General features: G+C 57.6%; 10 protein-coding genes. 7 read left to right on the top strand and 3 right to left on the bottom strand.

The features are described from left to right. Positions 1-80: 80 nt before the first annotated feature. Positions 81-3,221, bottom strand: a complete 3,141-nt coding sequence (locus AC1MEA_RS09425; RefSeq protein ID WP_480917543.1) for an autotransporter outer membrane beta-barrel domain-containing protein — start codon at positions 3,219-3,221, stop codon at positions 81-83. Positions 3,222-3,570: 349 nt separating this feature from the next. Then, the gene (locus AC1MEA_RS09420; RefSeq protein ID WP_480917542.1) at positions 3,571-6,939 is read right to left on the bottom strand and encodes an autotransporter outer membrane beta-barrel domain-containing protein; all 3,369 of its coding nucleotides are present in this window, start codon (positions 6,937-6,939) and stop codon (positions 3,571-3,573) included. 514 nt (positions 6,940-7,453) lie between these two features. On the opposite strand from AC1MEA_RS09420, the gene AC1MEA_RS09415 reads away from it, so the two are divergent. After that, the gene (locus tag AC1MEA_RS09415; protein WP_480917540.1) at positions 7,454-8,482 is read left to right on the top strand and encodes an AraC family transcriptional regulator; all 1,029 of its coding nucleotides are present in this window, start codon (positions 7,454-7,456) and stop codon (positions 8,480-8,482) included. Here the strand turns inward: AC1MEA_RS09415 and AC1MEA_RS09410 are convergent. Next, positions 8,453-9,781, bottom strand: coding sequence for an MFS transporter (locus AC1MEA_RS09410; protein ID WP_480917539.1), 1,329 nt, complete (start codon positions 9,779-9,781; stop codon positions 8,453-8,455). The two genes, AC1MEA_RS09415 and AC1MEA_RS09410, sit on opposite strands and share 30 nt — an antisense overlap. 176 nt (positions 9,782-9,957) lie before the next feature. On the opposite strand from AC1MEA_RS09410, the gene AC1MEA_RS09405 reads away from it, so the two are divergent. From AC1MEA_RS09405 to pqqB, 6 genes are all read left to right on the top strand, one after another. Continuing rightward, entirely contained in the window at positions 9,958-10,419 is a 462-nt protein-coding gene (locus AC1MEA_RS09405) for an Lrp/AsnC family transcriptional regulator (protein ID WP_219064584.1), read from the top strand. A 190-nt stretch (positions 10,420-10,609) separates the two neighbouring features. Further along, positions 10,610-12,289 (top strand): flavin monoamine oxidase family protein, encoded by a 1,680-nt coding sequence (locus tag AC1MEA_RS09400; protein ID WP_219064578.1) that lies wholly within the window; start codon positions 10,610-10,612, stop codon positions 12,287-12,289. Positions 12,290-12,304: 15 nt separating this feature from the next. Then, entirely contained in the window at positions 12,305-13,105 is an 801-nt protein-coding gene (locus AC1MEA_RS09395) for a carbon-nitrogen hydrolase family protein (RefSeq protein WP_480917537.1), read from the top strand. Between the two features lie 109 nt (positions 13,106-13,214). Next, the gene (gene pqqF, locus AC1MEA_RS09390; RefSeq protein WP_480917535.1) at positions 13,215-15,620 is read left to right on the top strand and encodes a pyrroloquinoline quinone biosynthesis protein PqqF; all 2,406 of its coding nucleotides are present in this window, start codon (positions 13,215-13,217) and stop codon (positions 15,618-15,620) included. 155 nt (positions 15,621-15,775) lie between these two features. Next, the gene (gene pqqA, locus AC1MEA_RS09385) at positions 15,776-15,847 is read left to right on the top strand and encodes a pyrroloquinoline quinone precursor peptide PqqA (protein ID WP_008365141.1); all 72 of its coding nucleotides are present in this window, start codon (positions 15,776-15,778) and stop codon (positions 15,845-15,847) included. Between the two features lie 93 nt (positions 15,848-15,940). Next, complete coding sequence (pqqB, locus tag AC1MEA_RS09380) at positions 15,941-16,852, top strand: pyrroloquinoline quinone biosynthesis protein PqqB (protein ID WP_449633893.1); 912 nt, start codon at positions 15,941-15,943, stop codon at positions 16,850-16,852. Positions 16,853-16,860 lie beyond the last annotated feature (8 nt).

Here is a 16,860-nt window from a genome sequence, read left to right as displayed (position 1 = left end):
GGGCCACTCAGAACCTAAAACGCCCACTTCCCCTGACAGGGAGGTGGGCGTTAGTTCACGGTTCAACGAGACTTAACGGATCAGAAGTCCCAACGCACCTGCACATCGCCGGTGTTGGCGGCGTAACCACTGGCCGCTTCAAGGGTGTACTTCGCCCCGACGCTCAGGTTCTGGCTGCGCATCAACGTCACGCCAAGGGCCAATACGCCGGTGTCGGCGATGGTTTTCGCACCCGTGGTGGTGAAGCTGGTGGCGCCCGAAGTATCGGCCGCATAGTTGGCAACCGATTGCAGGCCTTTGTCGTGGTACTCATGACGCCAAGTCAGTTGCGCCGATGGCACTACGTTGCCGTATGGCGTACCGAAGGAACGTTCCAGATTCGCGCCCAGGTCGCTCTTCAGCGAACCGATATTGTCGGCGTTGACACTCAACGCTGCGCCGTCGCCATTTTTCTCGGTATAGCTGTCCTGACGCAGAGTGCTGTAGGTCAAGCCCGCAATCGGCGTCAGAATGGTGTTGGCCATCGTCGAGCCGAGATCGATCGGGTAACCGGCCAATACCGAGGCGATGTACTGCATGCCATCGTGTTGGCCTTTGGCGGTGCTGCTAAAGCCGGGGAAGCTGACTTCACGCGTGGTGTCGTATTGGTGCTGAACCGCACCGAGCGACATATCGACATACCAAGGGCTGCCGGTGTAGCTGGCGTAGCCGAACAGACCATAAGACTTCACATCGGCAGAGCTGCCCGAGTTGTTGCCGTCGTTGTTCACGGTGGTTTTGGTGTAGCTGAACACACCGCCCGCACGCCAGCTGTCGTTCAGTGCAGCGTCCGCACCCAGCAACATACCGCTGTAATGGGCGTGGTAGCCCGCGACATCATCGCGCTCGCTCAAACGAGAAGTGCCGCCGAAGCCCTGGCCCCACAGCCCTGTGCTGCTGGCGCTTTCGCCGGTGGCGATACCACTGCCGTTATTGCCATTCTGCGCGGTGCGCAGGCCATCAACGTGCGCAGTGGTGACATTGAGCACTTGCACGGTGGAAGCAGTAGACGCCTGAGTCGCCGCCGTCAGGGTCGCGGTCGGGCTCAACTGGGCGCCGGCGCGGTTACCCGCAGCAGGAGAGTCAAGCGCGGCTGCGGCGTTGAACAGGTTCATCACGCCGGCATCATAGCCGCTGTAATTGAACAGTCCGGCCAGGGTCGCGCTGCCACCAGTGCTGGTCGCCTGATTGATCGGGGCGTAAGACGTTGGTGTCGTCTCTGGCGGTGTAACCGGCGTGATGACTGGTATCGCACTGCCCACAGTCAGCAGCAAGTCAGTGTTGTTGCCATCAACCACGCTGCTACCCGCCACGTTATAACCCGCTGCGGTGTAATGAAGGTTGCTGGCGTTATAGTTGGTACCGGTAGTGTTGGCCTGAACCACAACATACCGCTGGCCTTGGGCAAAGCCATACGTGCCCAGCTGTTTCAAACCGATCGAGGAACCCGCAGCGACATTCGCGTTACCGGACACCAGCAAGCGACCATAGCGGTCGGTTTCGCCGATAACACCCGTATTGGTGACTGCGTTGTTGCCCACCCCGAGGATTAGACTGGCATTCGCGCTCTGAGAGTAATTACCGGAGATATTGATCGAGTTGTTAACTTGCAGGGTGGACCCGGAGTTAGACACCGTACCCGTACCGACATCTATATGCTCGTTGAGCAATTGATTGCCGGCGGCAAAAATCAGGTTGGAGTGGGTGTTGATGATCTGGCCGATATCGCTTCCGGTACCACCACTGTAGCCAGTGAGCAGGCCATAGGTGGAGCCGCTGCCGCCGTTGATCGTCAGGTCATGCGCGGCGGTATTCTGGATCGTGCCCGCGATGGTCCCGGAGTTGGTAATCGTACCCAAGGTACCGGTTGCAGTGTTGTCAATGGCGAGTCCATCGGACGTTATCAGGCCACTATTGCTTAGCGCACCGATGCTGCCACTGTTAGAAACGCCATGGGTCACGCCACTGATGGTGCCGCCGCTCGTGTTGCTCAGAGAAGTAATGGTGCCGATGTTCGTAACACCCGTATGGCCACCGGTAATAAGGCCACTGTTGCTTAGCGTGCCTATGCTGCCATCGTTGAAAATGCCAGAGCTGACACCGCCTGTGATGGTGCCGCTGTTGCTGAGTATGCTAATGCTGCCGCTGTTGTAAATCCCCGCACTGCTACCGCTGATGACGCCGCCGCTAAGGTTGTTCAGCGAAGTGATGATGCCGGGGATGGCATTGTAAATGGCACTGTTGTAGCCCGTGATGCTCCCGCTGTTGGTAAGCGTGGTAATGCTGCCGCTGTTGGCGATTCCAGTGTTGCCGCCGCTGATAGTGCCGCTGTTACTGAGTATGCCAATGCTGCCGCTGTTGAGAATGCCAGAGTGGCCGCCACTGATGGTGCCGCTGTTGCTGAGCGTGCCAATGTGGCCGTCGTTGTTGTTAATCCCAATACCCGCGCCACTGATGGTGCCGCCGATGGCGTTGTTCAGCGAGGTGATCGTGCCGGTGGATCTATTGTAAATGCCACTGGTCTTGGCAAAGGGGGCCCCGGCAATGCCCGTGATGTTCCCACTGTTATTCAGGGTGCCAATGCTGCCGTAGTTGTAAACCGCAGCAGTGTGGCTGCCGCTGATGACGCCGCCGCCAAGGTTGTTCAGCGAAGTGATGATGCCGGGGGTGTCATTGTAAATGCCGGCATAATAGCCACTGATGGTACCGCCGGCAGTGTTGCTCAGCAACGCGATGTTGCCTTGGCTGGCAATACCGATAAGACTGCCCGAGATGCTCCCACTGTTGCTCAGCGTACCGATGGTCATGCTGCTGGCAGGGGTCTGCACGGTGTTGGTGCTGGAGGGTATCCTGCCAATACCGATACCGATAAGACCGCCCGAGATGCTCCCACTGTTGCTCAGCGAAGCGATGTTGCCTTGGCTGACAATACCGCCAATACCGCCCAAGATGCTCCCGCTGTTGCTGAGCGTGCCGATGCTGCCACTGTTGTTAATCCCGGTACGGGTGCCACTAATGGTGCCGCCGTTAAGGTTGTTCAGTGAGGTGATGGTGTCTCTGTTGTCAATGCCATATGTACTATCCGCATGAACCTGTCCCACCACCAGTGTCGAAGCGATAGCGATGGCCAGGATCGTCAAACGCCCTGGCGTTCGTGATGGGTGGTGCCTAAACGAGTGCATGCGGTGTTTCCCAAAAAGTATTGTTGTAGCAAGAGCGTCATTGCGACTTTTCGGGAACAGTCATGCAGCACGCAACATTCCCTTGGATCGCGATCTAGCTTGCAATTATGGATATGGCATTGTGCCATATATATGGGGTCGACTTGACTCTATGTCTCGGTGCTGAACCTATTTTTCATGCACCGAGAACCAGAAAGGTCAAAAACTAACGGCTGAATCCACCATTCATGCAGGCCTTCTATTAAGGATGCTCGCGCAGAGGTTTAGCATTTGCTGCCACTCAGAACCTAAAACGCCCACTTCCCCTGACAGCAAAGTGGGCGTTAACCGCTAAACAGCCTTTACCGGATTAGAAGTCCCAACGCACCTGCACATCGCCGGTGTTGGCGGCGTAACCGCTAGCCGCTTCAAGGGTGTACTTCGCCCCGACGCTCAGGTTCTGGCTGCGCATCAACGTCACGCCAAGGGCCAATACGCCGGTGTCGGCGATGGTTTTCGCACCCGTGGTGGTGAAGCTGGTGGCACCCGAAGTATCGGCCGCATAGTTGGAAACCGACTGCAGGCCTTTGTCATGGTACTCATGACGCCAGGTCAATTGCGCCGATGGCACTACGTTGCCGTATGGCGTGCCGAAGGAGCGCTCCAGCTTGGCACCCAGGTCGCTCTTCAGCGAACCGATATTGTCGGAGTTGACGCTCAACGCTGCGCCGTCGCCATTTTTCTCGGTGTAGCTGTCCTGGCGCAGGGTGCTGTAGGTCAAGCCGGCAATCGGCGTCAGCACGGTGTTGGCCATCTTCGAGCCAAGATCGATCGGGTAACCGGCCAATACCGAGGCGATGTACTGCATGCCATCGTGTTGGCCTTTGGCGGTGCTGGTAAAGCCGGGGAAGCTGACTTCACGCGTGGTGTCGTATTGGTGCTGAATCGCACCGAGCGACATGTCCACATACCAAGGGCTGCCGGTGTAGCTGGCGTAGCCGAACAGACCGTAAGACTTCACATCGGCAGAGCTGCCGGAGTTGTTGCCGTCGTTGTTTACTGTAGTTTTGGTGTAGCTGAACACACCACCCGCACGCCAGCTGTCGTTCAGCGCGGCATCCGCACCGAGCAACATGCCGCTGTAATGAGCGTGGTAGCCCGCGACATCGTCGCGCTCACCCAAACGAGAAGTGCCGCCGAAGCCTTGGCCCCACAGGCCGGTGCTGCTGGCGCTTTCGCCGGTGGCGATACCGCTGCCGTTATTACCATTCTGTGCGGTGCGCAGGCCATCAACGTGCGCAGTGGTGACATTCAGCACTTGCACGGTGGAAGCGGTAGACGCCTGAGTGGCCGCCGACAGGGTCGCGGTCGGGCTCAACTGGGCGCCAGCGCGGTTACCCGCAGCAGGAGAGTCAAGCGCGGCAGCGGCGTTGAACAGGTTCATCACGCCGGCATCATAGCCGCTGTAATTGAACAGTCCGGCCAAGGTTGCGGTACCACCCGTGCTGGTCGCCTGATTGATTGGGGCATAAGACGGTTCGCTCGGTGGCGTCACTGGTGGCGTCACTGGCGGCAATACCGGTGTGATGACCGGTATCGCACTGCCCACAGTCAGCAGCAAGTCGGTATTGCTACCGTTGACCACACTGCTACCCGCCACGTTATAACCCGCGGCCGTGTAATGCAGGCTGCTGGCGTTATAGTTGGTGCCGGCCGTATTGGCCTGAACCACGACATAGCGCTGGCCTTGAGCAAAACCATACGAGCCCAGCTGCTTCAACCCCACCGAGGAACCCGAATCGATATTCGCGCTACCGGACACCACCAAGCGACCGTAACCGGCATCGGTAGCGATATCACCGGTGGTGACTGCATTGCTGCCTACCCCAAGGATCAAGCTGGCGTTAGCGCCCTGGTTGTAATTGCCGGTGATAGCGATCGAGTTGTTAACTTGCAGCGTGGATCCCGTGTTAGATACGGCAAATGCACCGACATCAATAGTGTCGTTGAGCAGTTGGTTGCCAGCGGCAAAAATCAAGTTCGAGTTGGCATTGGTGATCAGGCCAATATTATCTGCCCCGGTGCCATAACTATTTGTATTGACGTCAAGCAGTGAACCGGTGAGCCGGCCAAAGGTGGAGCCGCTTCCACCGTTGATTTTCAGGTCTTGCGTCGAGTTATTGAGGATCGTACCAGCGATAGTGCCGGAGTTGGTGACGGTGCCTAGGGTGGCGTTTGACTCATTATCAATAGCGTATATAGGCCCCGTGATAAGACCGCTGTTGTTCAGTGCACCAATGCCGCCATTGTTGTAAATACCATATTGGCCACCGCTGATGGTGCCGCTATTGTTCAGTGTGCCAATGGTGCCAGAGTAAGCAACGCCACTATTGGTGCCTGCATTATTTTCAATGCCCCTTCCCCCGCCACTGATGGTGCCGCCGATAGCGTTGTTCAGCGAGTTGATGGTGCCAGAGTTTTCAATGCCCGAGTTGTAGTGACCACTGATGGTGCCGCTGTTGTTCAGTGTGCCGATAGTGCCAGAGTAAGCAACGCCATTACGGGTGCTGTAAGTGTTGGAAATGCCAACACTACCACCACTGATGGTACCGCCATTACTCAATGTATCAATGGTGACCGCGCCAGCAGTGCCCGCGACATTATTAATACCCACCCAACTGCTGCTACTGATGGTGCCGCGATTGACCAGCGAGCTGATGGTACCTTGGTTATAAATGCCCTGATAGTAATCGCCACTAATGACGCCATCATTGGTTAACGTACCAATCGTGGCGCCGGCCTCATTATCAATACCGTCATAGTGAGAATTCAGAGTGCCACTGTTGTTTAGCGCAGTGATAGTCCCATAGTTTTGAATACCATGGTCGCTGCCAATGATGCTGCTGTTTATGGCATTGTTCAACGTGTCTATATTGCCTTGGTTGTAAATACCAAAGCTGCCGCCACTGATGGTGCCGCCGATAGCGTTGTTCAGCGTGGTGAGGGTGCCACCATTGCTAATCCCCGCCCAACTACCGTTAACAATGCCGTTATTGGTGAGTATCCCTATGGTGCCTCCGTTGGAAATCCCAGTGCCGCGAGAGCTACTGGTTAACGTATTGTTTATATGGCCACTGTTGGTAAGTGTGTCTATGTTGCCGTTGTTGTAAATCCCAGCTTGACCACCACTGATGGTCCCGTCGACAGTGTTATTCAGTGCGGTGATGGCGCCATCATTGTAAACACCCACCCAGCCGCCATGAATAGCGAGACTATTGATAATGCCACTGTCCGGCATACCCAGCGTACCTATATGGCCACTGCTCCTGTTGTAGATGCCAATGTTGCCGTCAATGCTGCCGCTGTTGCTCAGCGTGCCCAGGGTGCCATTGTTGTTAATGCCATTGCCGCCACTGGTACTACTGATGCTGCCAATGGTGGAATTGTTCAGCGAGGTAATGGTGCCCCGGTTGTTAATACCCGTATTGTAACCGCTGATGGTACCGCTGTTATTCAGCGTGCCTATGGTGCCGCTTGTGTTCATAAAACCAGTAGAACCGCCACTGACGCTGGTTGAGTTATTCAGCAAGGTGACATCGCCGTTGTTGGTAGTGCCCAGCTGATTGGGATCAGGAACCACAGCCTGAGCCTGTCCAATTACCAGTGTCGAAGCGATGGCGATGGCCAGGATCGTCAATTGGCCTGGCGTTCGTGATGGATGGTGTTTAAACGCGTGCATGTGGTACTCCCCGAAAAAGTTTTGTTGTAGCAAGAAGGTCGTTGCGATTTTGGGGATCAGCCATGCAGCACAGCCCCCACCCCTGAATCACAACTGGGTTGGCAGTTATTTTTGCGGGATTGTCCGTGATCTTTCGGAGGGGTCTTGACCGTGCGTCTCAGTTTTTGAATTTTTTTACTAAATGTTTCAGATAATTCGCCGCAACCGCAGTTCTCCACTCATCGAGACAAACTAATGGCGCCGCAATAATGGCACATTGATAGCGCCTATTAACATAAGTTAAAATTCAATGTGAAGACTAGATACCCATTGTTGTAGCAATGAAGCCGTTGTGTCTTCGGGATCATCCAGTCAGGACAGTACTCTTCCTTGAATCACAACTGGGTTAGCCATAGTTTTTGTGGGATTGCGCAGAGACTTGACCGCGCGTCTCAGACTTGGAACTGTTTTTGCAGATCATGCAGGTTGCCCACTCAAGCTGTGTGGGTACTGACGCCTTGGCGGGAATGATGGAATGGTCAGCGTAATAACTAGAAACCTGCAAGGCAGTCTTTCGCCCGCGAGTGAAGTTACCCATAAACACTTCAATGTGACGGGGAAGTTACCGCAACAGCAGTTGCTGGCATGGCGGGATCGGGTCAGTCATGTCATTGATGTCGTACCCTCGTTGACGCAAGTCGAAAACCCCTTCAATGCGTCAATCGACCGTTACGACATTGGACCACGACGCTTTACCGACTGTCTCTCCGACGCCTTGTTACTCGAACGCTCGGTGGCGCGCATTTCCACGGACAACCATCGCGATTATGTTTTCCATGTTTTCACGAGGGGGGGGAACGAGTCCATCGAGGGGATCAGCCTACCTCGTCGCAAAGCGCATTCTTCGGCCAGTGTTCTTGCGCTGGACCTCAATCAACCGGTGCGCATGCAGCGTGGGGCATGCAGGGTACTGACGTTGTTCGTGCCCAGGGCGATCGTGGACGCCGCCTTTCCCCACGCAGAGTCGATCCATGGCCGGGTGCTTGAAAATACATCGCCCCTGGCCTGCCTGCTTATAGAGCACGCGGACGCGCTTTCCCAAAAACTGCACCTCATGAGTGCGGCCGAGGCGAGCAGTGCCTTCGACACCAGCGTCCAGCTTCTGCTTGGCGCTTTTGGTAAACAGGCAAAACTCAGTGGCAATGCGCGCGCAGCGGTGCTCGCGGCCATGTTCGACAAGGCGCGCCGCTATGTTCAGACCAACCTCCACCGTGGGACGCTGACCCCGGAAACGTTGATCGAGGCATTGCAACTGCCTCGTTCTACAATTTATCGCCTGTTCGAGCACGAGGGCGGTCTTGGCGCCTATATCCGCAATTGCAGGCTGCGCGAGGCCGTCGATGAGTTGGTCAACTTCCCGAACCTGCCCGTGGCCGGGATCGCTTACGGGCTGGGCTTCAAGAGCGCTTCGGATTTTACCCGAGCCTTCCGTCGGACCTACGGGATGACACCACAAGAACTGCGGGTCACGGCGTTACAGAGCGCCTGCATGCTGGAGTCGTAATTGCTCCTGGTTGCCTGGAAACCGGACCAGCGCGAACAAACTGATGCTCAAAGCTGCCAACAAATACCACGCGGGCACCATTGGGTTACCGGTTACGCCAATCAGCCAGGTGACGATAAAGGGGCAAAAAGCGCCAAAAATTGTCGTACCCAAGCTGTAGATCATCGAGACACCGGTCGCCCGATGATGGCGAGGGAACGCTTCCAGTATCATCACGGTAGTTGCAGCGTTACCGCACAGCAACAACGCCGAATAGCCGCCGATAACCAGCAATGAAGATACCTCGCCGATCCCTCGGGTCAACAGAAGGAAAGCCGGGTACACCAGCACGATGCTACTGATGATCGTCGCGTACTGAATCGGCTTACGCAGGCGTTGCCGGTCGGCGACGCGTGCCATCAGCGGCACGCCGATAAAAATCAGCGTACTTGAAAGGCAAGCTGAGAGCAGGCTGACCATCGGCAGCATATGCAAGGTGCCGACCAGATAGATAGGCATGTAATACACCATGAGATAGATACCCGCCGTGGGCGCGGCCATCAACAGTATCCCCAACCCTAGCGTACGAGCATGCTGCGCCAGCATGGCCTTCACCGATGACCGGTGAGGGCTTTTCATGGGGGTATTTTCCATGTTGCGACGGATATACCACCCGACTGGCCCGATCAGCATTCCCAAAATGAACGGAATGCGCCAACCCCATTGATGCAACGCCTCAGGGGTCATCATCGCCGTTGTACACGCCCCGACCAGCGCACCCGCCAGTGCCGCTGCCGCTTGGCTGGCCGAGCGCCAACTGACCACATAACAGCGGCGCCCCTTGGCAGCCAGCTCCATCAATACAACAGAAGAGACGCCAATCTCGCCCCCGGCTGCGAACCCCTGCAACAACCGCCCACAAACAATAAGCAGCATGGACGCCACGCCTATGGAGCTGTAGGTCGGCGCACATGCGATTATGCCTGTGGCCAGCGTCATCAACACGATGGACAAGGTGAGCCCTGCCTTGCGTCCTTTGCGGTCTGCCAGATTGCCAATAACCAACGCGCCAATAGGCCGCATCGCGAACCCGGCACCAAAGGTGAGCAGTGCCATTAGCAGCGATGCAAGCGCGCTGTCGGAGGGGAAGAACAACTTGCCGATGGTCATTGCGGAAAAACTGTAGACCGTGAAGTCATAGGTCACCAGACCATTACCAATGGCAGCAGCCCATACAAGGCGTTTTTTTTGCGCGCGAACAGGCGCCAGCAACGGATCCGTTGGCGAAGTTGCAGGTGAAAGAGCGGCGGAGCCTTGCATTTATTCTGAACCTTGGACGGTACTGAACGTCAGGACATTCTCATTTCGATGTCTCGAAACAAGGGAGCACAAATCAATATCAAACTGCCATAAAACAGGATAATAACCAAGTATCGCTGCGGCGGCTAATTGCGCTCGGAGCAGGTAACATGCTCGCCGTACTGAAGGAGATGACCTTGCCCGATAGCCGCCCACCCGCCCTTGACGAAATCGACCGCCAATTGATTGCAGCCCTGCAGATCAACGCGCGCGAAAGCGTCGCGATGCTTGCCCGGCATTTGGGGATTGCCAGAACCACGGTGACGTCACGCCTGGCCCGACTGGAAAAAGCCAAGGTCATCACCGGTTACGGTGTGCGCCTGAGTCAACGCGTGGTAGATGGCGGGTTGCAGGCGTATGTCGGCATTACCGTGCAGCCGCGCTCGGGCAAAGAAGTCGTTCGTCGCCTCAGCACCATGGCTCAGGTGCAGCAGCTGTGTGCGGTAAGCGGCGAATTCGATTACGTGGCGTGGCTGCGCACTGACTCCCCCGAGCAGCTCGATCAGTTGCTGGATTTGATTGGCAGCGTCGATGGGGTGGAGAAGACCACAACCTCGATCATCCTCAGTAGCAAGGTTGATCGCGGGCAACCGGTTTAGCGTCTGGGACAGAGGCAAGTGTCTTCGCTAATGAGTTCGCGTCCACAAAACCAGGGGCGCCTGACAATATGATCAGATATTTCGTCATATTGAAGTATAAAGCTGCAAAACGACGACACATTGCGTCTTATTAACGTGCTGACTCTTATCTAGACTGATTCTTTTGCACCCTAGTCGAGCAAGGTCAGTCATGAATAATAATCGCCATCCTGCAGACGGTAAAAAACCGATCACTATTTTCGGCCCGGATTTTCCTTTCGCCTTCGACGACTGGATCGAGCATCCAGCCGGGCTAGGCAGTATTCCGGCCGAGAACCATGGCACGGAAGTGGCGATTGTCGGCGCTGGCATCGCAGGTCTGGTCGCGGCCTATGAGCTGATGAAGCTCGGCCTCAAGCCCGTGGTGTACGAAGCTTCGAAGATGGGCGGTCGTTTGCGCTCGCAGGCGTTTGAAGGCACGGAAGGGATCATCGCCGAACTGGGTGGGATGCGTTTCCCGGTGTCGTCCACGGCGTTTTATCACTATGTCGACAAGCTCGGCCTCGAATCAAAACCCTTCCCTAACCCGCTGACCCCCGCGTCCGGCAGCACGGTTATCGACCTGGAAGGCACCACGTATTACGCACAGCAATTGTCGGACCTTCCGGCTCTGTTTCAGGAAGTGGCCGACGCCTGGGCCGATGCGCTGGAAGCGGGCTCGCAATTCGCCGACATTCAGCAAGCCATCCGTGACCGCGATGTGCCGCGCCTGAAAGAGCTGTGGAACACCCTCGTGCCGCTGTGGGATGACCGCACGTTTTACGATTTCGTCGCCACCTCCAAAGCCTTCGCCAAACTGTCCTTCACTCACCGCGAAGTGTTCGGCCAAGTGGGCTTCGGTACCGGCGGCTGGGACTCGGACTTCCCCAACTCGATGCTGGAAATTTTCCGCGTCGTGATGACCAACTGCGACGATCACCAACACCTGATCGTCGGCGGTGTAGAACAAGTGCCGCTGGGTATCTGGCGCCATGTGCCGGAACGCTGCGCCCATTGGCCAGAAGGCACCAGCCTCTCGTCGTTGCATCACGGAGCAGCGCGCACCGGGGTCAAACGCATCGCCCGCGCTGACGATGGCCGCTTCGCAGTCACCGATAACTGGGGCGACACCCGCCACTACGCAGCGGTGCTGACCACCTGCCAAAGCTGGCTGCTGACCACCCAGATCGAGTGCGAAGAGTCGTTGTTCTCGCAGAAGATGTGGATGGCACTCGACCGCACGCGCTACATGCAATCGTCAAAAACGTTCGTCATGGTTGACCGCCCGTTCTGGAAGGACAAAGACCCTGAAACCGGTCGCGACCTGATGAGCATGACCCTCACCGACCGACTCACGCGCGGTACGTATCTGTTTGATAACGGCGACGACAAACCGGGGGTGATTTGCCTGTCCTATTCATGGATGAGCGACGCGCTGAAGATGCTCCCGCAGCCCATCGAGAAGCGGGTGAAGCTGGCGCTGGACGCACTGAAGAAAATCTATCCGAAGGTCGACATTGCCGCGCGCATTATTGGCGACCCGATCACCGTCTCATGGGAAGCGGACCCGCATTTCCTCGGGGCGTTCAAAGGCGCATTGCCAGGGCATTACCGCTATAACCAGCGCATGTACGCGCACTTCATGCAGCAGGACATGCCGAGCGAACAACGCGGGATTTTCATCGCTGGGGACGACGTGTCGTGGACACCTGCCTGGGTTGAAGGCGCAGTTCAGACTTCATTGAATGCGGTGTGGGGCATCATGAATCACTTTGGCGGCAGTACCCATCCAGAGAACCCGGGCCCGGGCGATGTGTTCCACGAAATCGGGCCTATCGCGCTCGCTGACTGAGAGGAAAACACGGACATGCGCATCGCCCTGTATCAATGCCCGCCGCTGCCGCTGAATGTCAGCGGCAACCTGCATCGCCTGGCGCAACGGGCGTCTGAAGCCGCAGCACAAGGGGCAGACCTGTTGGTCTGCCCGGAGATGTTCCTGACCGGTTACAACATCGGCGCGGCCGCTGCGTTTTCGCTGGCCGAGACCCGTGACGGTCACTCGGCCGGGCAGGTGGCGGCCATCGCTCAGGCGGTGGGGATTGCCATTTTGTATGGCTACCCGGAACGTTCCAGCGATGCGCAGATTTACAACGCCGTACAACTGATAGACGCCCAGGGCAGGAGCGTCTGTCACTACCGTAAGACCCATCTTTACGGTGAGCTGGATAAGTCGATGTTCACCGTCGGCGGCGATGATTTCCCGGTGGTTGAATTGAATGGCTGGCGTCTCGGCCTGCTGATTTGCTACGACCTGGAGTTCCCGGAAAATGCACGGCGTTTGGCCTTGGCCGGCGCCGATCTGATTCTGGTGCCGACCGCGAACATGGCGCCCTACGATTTCATTGCCGAGGTCACCGTTCGTGCCCGCGCGTTCGAAAACCAATGCTATGTGGCCTACGCCAATTACTGCGGCAACGAAGGCGACATCCACTACTGCGGCCTGAGCAGCATCGCTGCGCCCGATGGCAGCCGAATCGCTCAAGCGGCGCAGGATGAAACGTTGATCATTGGCACGCTGAACCGCCAGTTGATGGACGACTCACGCGCGATCAACAGCTACTTCAAGGACCGACGGCCGGCGCTGTATGCCGGGCTGAGCAAAGGCTGAACCGTTCCCCCGATAGACCGTGTCGCGTTCTTCGCGCTAGCAATACCGACCCAAACCCCGGCATATCCGCTAGCATGACAATCCTCTCGCTGATACGCCGGAAGATGGCATGCCCGCGCTGAACTCCTACACTGTCGAACACCTCACCTTGCCCAACGGGTTGCGGGTTGTGCTGTGTCACGCCCCGCGCCTGAAGCGCTGCGCGGCAGCCTTGCGAGTGGCGGCCGGCAGTCATGACGTGCCCCCGATGTGGCCAGGCCTGGCGCACTTTCTTGAGCATTTGTTTTTTCTCGGTACCGAACAGTTTCCAGCCGAAGAGAATCTGATGGCCTTCGTCCAGCGTCATGGTGGACAGGCCAATGCCAGTACCCGAGAGCGCACCACAGACTTCTTCTTCGAGCTACCGCAGCCCGTGTTTGCCCAAGGGCTGGAGCGCCTGTGTGAAATGCTCGCTCATCCGCGCATGGCCCCGGCCGATCAACTGCGCGAGCGTGAAGTGCTGCATGCCGAGTTCATCGCATGGTCGCGGGATGCCGAAGCGCGTTATCAAACAGACTTGATCCAACCCCTTTCTGCGCAACACCCACTGCGCGCGTTTCATGCCGGTAATCGCTACAGCCTGCCGGTCCCGCGCCAGGCTTTCCAGCAGGCGTTGCACGACTTTTATCAGCGTTTTTATCAGGCCGGGCAGATGACCTTGAGCCTGACCGGTCCGCAACCGCTGGCCGAGTTGAAAGCCCTGGCCACGGCGTTTGGCAGCTGCATCGCCGCAGGGGAAAAGACTGAACAGTCCAGGTCTGCGCCATTGATGAACGAAGCGCCCCGCCTGCAGCCCATCGCTGACCCGCGTCGGCTGCATCTGGTTTTTGCGTGCGAAGACTTACCGGAGTCCAGCCCCGAAGCGGTGGCGTTTTTCTGTACCTGGCTGACCGCCGCACACCCTGGCGGGTTGCTATTCGAACTGCGTGAACGCGGCTTGATCGAATCGCTCAGCGCCGCACCGTTGTATCAGTTCGATCAACAACTGTTGCTCAATATCGAGTGCGCATTGAGTGTCGACGGCATTGAACAACGCAGGCAGATCACCGCGTTGTTCTTTGACTGGCTGGCGTTCTTCAAGGCTCAGGGCGACTGGCCGACCCTGCGTGAAGAATACGCGCTGCTGCAACAACGCCGCTTGGCGGTGGGCAGCGCCCTCGATCTGGCACGGCATTTTAGTAAGCGCCTTGAGCCTGCGGATTTGCTGCGGCCCCTCAACGCCCTGCTCGCACAATTGCAGCCCTCGCGGGTGTTACATCCGCTGGCCGACGCGGCTGTGGATAACTTGAGCACAGAACAGATTGCGTGGCGCTTACCTGAACCCAATCCCTTCCTGCGCCCTGCCACGCCGCCGGTCATGAGCGTACCAGCGGCGGCGTCCATGCACTTCAGCGATGCCCTGCCCTGCGACTCCGGCGAAGGGGCGATTTTCCTGCGCTGGCGGCTGGACGCGGCGCATCCCGTCCTGTGGCAGATGCTCAACGACAGCCTGAAAACCCTCAGTGATACCGCGCAACAAGCGGGTGTCAGCCTTGGATTCAGTGCGTACGGCCATTTTTGGCAACTCAAGCTGAGCGGCCTGTCTGCACCGATGCCGGCCATCCTCCGTCACGCCTTGCGCTGGCTGACGGCGCCCGACAGCAACACCTTGGCACGATATGGCCAAGCCAGCACCGAGCCCGCCCTGATTCCGATCCGGCAGTTGCTCAAGCGCTTGCCGGATGTCTGCCAAGGCCCTGTTGTGTGCGTTCACACCGACGATTTACCGGCCCGGTGGTCAACTGCGCAGTGGATGGGTTTTGCTGTCGGCCTGACAGACGATGACCGCGCCGCGCTGAATGCCGAGCTGAAGCTGATGCCCGGCACGCTCGATGACCAGCCCTTGAAAGCACTGCCCTCTCGGCCGGGTAAACACTGGCACACAGAGCCGTCGGAATCATCTGAAAATGCAGTGCTACTGTTCTGCCCCGCGCCGAGCCAAAGCCTGTTTGACGAAGCCGCCTGGCGCGTATTGGCGCACCTGGGGCAAGCGCCCTTCTATCAACGCCTGCGGGTCGAACTGCAACTGGGCTATGCCGTGTTCAGCGGTTTTCGGCAGGTAGCCGGGCAAGCGGGATGGCTGTTGGGCGTGCAATCGCCCAGCGCCATGGCAGAGGACATCGTCAGCCACCTGCAAGACTTCATCAGCCGCTTGCCGACGTTGATCTGCGAAGCGAATCTGCCGCTACAGCAGCAAGCATTGGCCGCGCAGTTCGAGATAGCCGCCATGGACCTCCTGCAAGCCAGCGAATGGCTCTGGCAGGCGCACCTTGCCGGGCATGACGAACAGTATCCGCGCCATCTGCAAACGGCTCTTTTATGCATCAATCAGCAACAATTACTGAGCGCCGCTGATCGGCTGCTGAATGCGACTGGCGGCTGGCTATGCTTGGCTAACCGCTTGAGCCCGGGCCTTCCCTGGCAAGCGGTCGGGTAACTGTCCTCAATTCTGCAATTGGCTTTGTTGAAAATGGCGGCGTATACAAGGACAGGAGTTTAGTAACATAGCTACCTAAGTATCTGAACGTCTCCCTGCGAAGGTGGACTAAAGATGTAGTTATCCCCGCTGTACCTACTCTAAAGGAGTCTTTTATGTGGACTAAACCTGCTTACACTGATCTGCGGATCGGCTTTGAAGTCACCATGTACTTCGCAAGCCGTTGATGTCGACGCTGTCCAACGCCTCGGCTCGCCGGGGCGTTTTTATTTATAGCGTCATTGAAAACCAAATTTCGAACCTCTCGTGGTGGAGCTGATATGTACATCCAGATTCTAGGATCCGCCGCGGGGGGTGGTTTCCCTCAGTGGAACTGCAACTGCACCAACTGCGCGGGCTTTCGCGACGGTAGCCTGCGGGCTGTGGCTCGCACTCAATCCTCCATCGCCCTGTCGGACGACGGCGTGCATTGGGTGTTGTGCAACGCCTCGCCCGACATCCGCGCACAACTCCAAGGCTTCGCGCCCATGCAACCGGGCCGTGCCCTGCGTGACACCGGCATCAACGCCATCGTGTTGATGGACAGCCAGATCGACCACACCACCGGCCTGCTCAGCCTGCGCGAAGGCTGCCCGCATCAGGTCTGGTGTACCGACATGGTTCATGAGGACCTGAGCACCGGCTTCCCGCTGTTCCCCATGCTGACCCACTGGAACGGCGGCCTGAACTGGAACCGCATTGAGCTTGAGGGCAGCTTTGTCATCCCCGCCTGCCCGAACCTGCGCTTCACCCCGTTCCCGTTGCGCAGTGCCGCACCTCCCTATTCGCCGCACCGCTTCGACCCGCACCCGGGCGACAACATTGGCCTGATCGTTGAAGACCTGAAAACCGGTGGCAAGCTGTTCTATGCGCCAGGCCTGGGCAAAGTCGATGAAACATTGATACAGAAAATGCGTGCCGCCGACTGCCTGTTGGTGGACGGAACCATGTGGGAAGACGACGAAATGCAGCGCCGTGGCGTCGGCACCCGCACCGGTCGCGAGATGGGCCACCTGTCACAGAACGGCCCTGGCGGCATGCTCGAAGTACTGGAGCAACTGCCGGACCAGCGCAAAGTGCTTATCCACATCAACAACACCAACCCGATCCTCGACGAAGACTCCCCAGAGCGCGCCGAGCTGGCCCGGCGTAATGTCGAAGTTGCCTACGACGGCATGAGTATCGAGCTTTAGGAGCCCAC

The organism is Pseudomonas sp. ASL8 (genome assembly GCF_056680355.1).
This window is presented reverse-complemented; position numbering and strand designations above follow the sequence as displayed.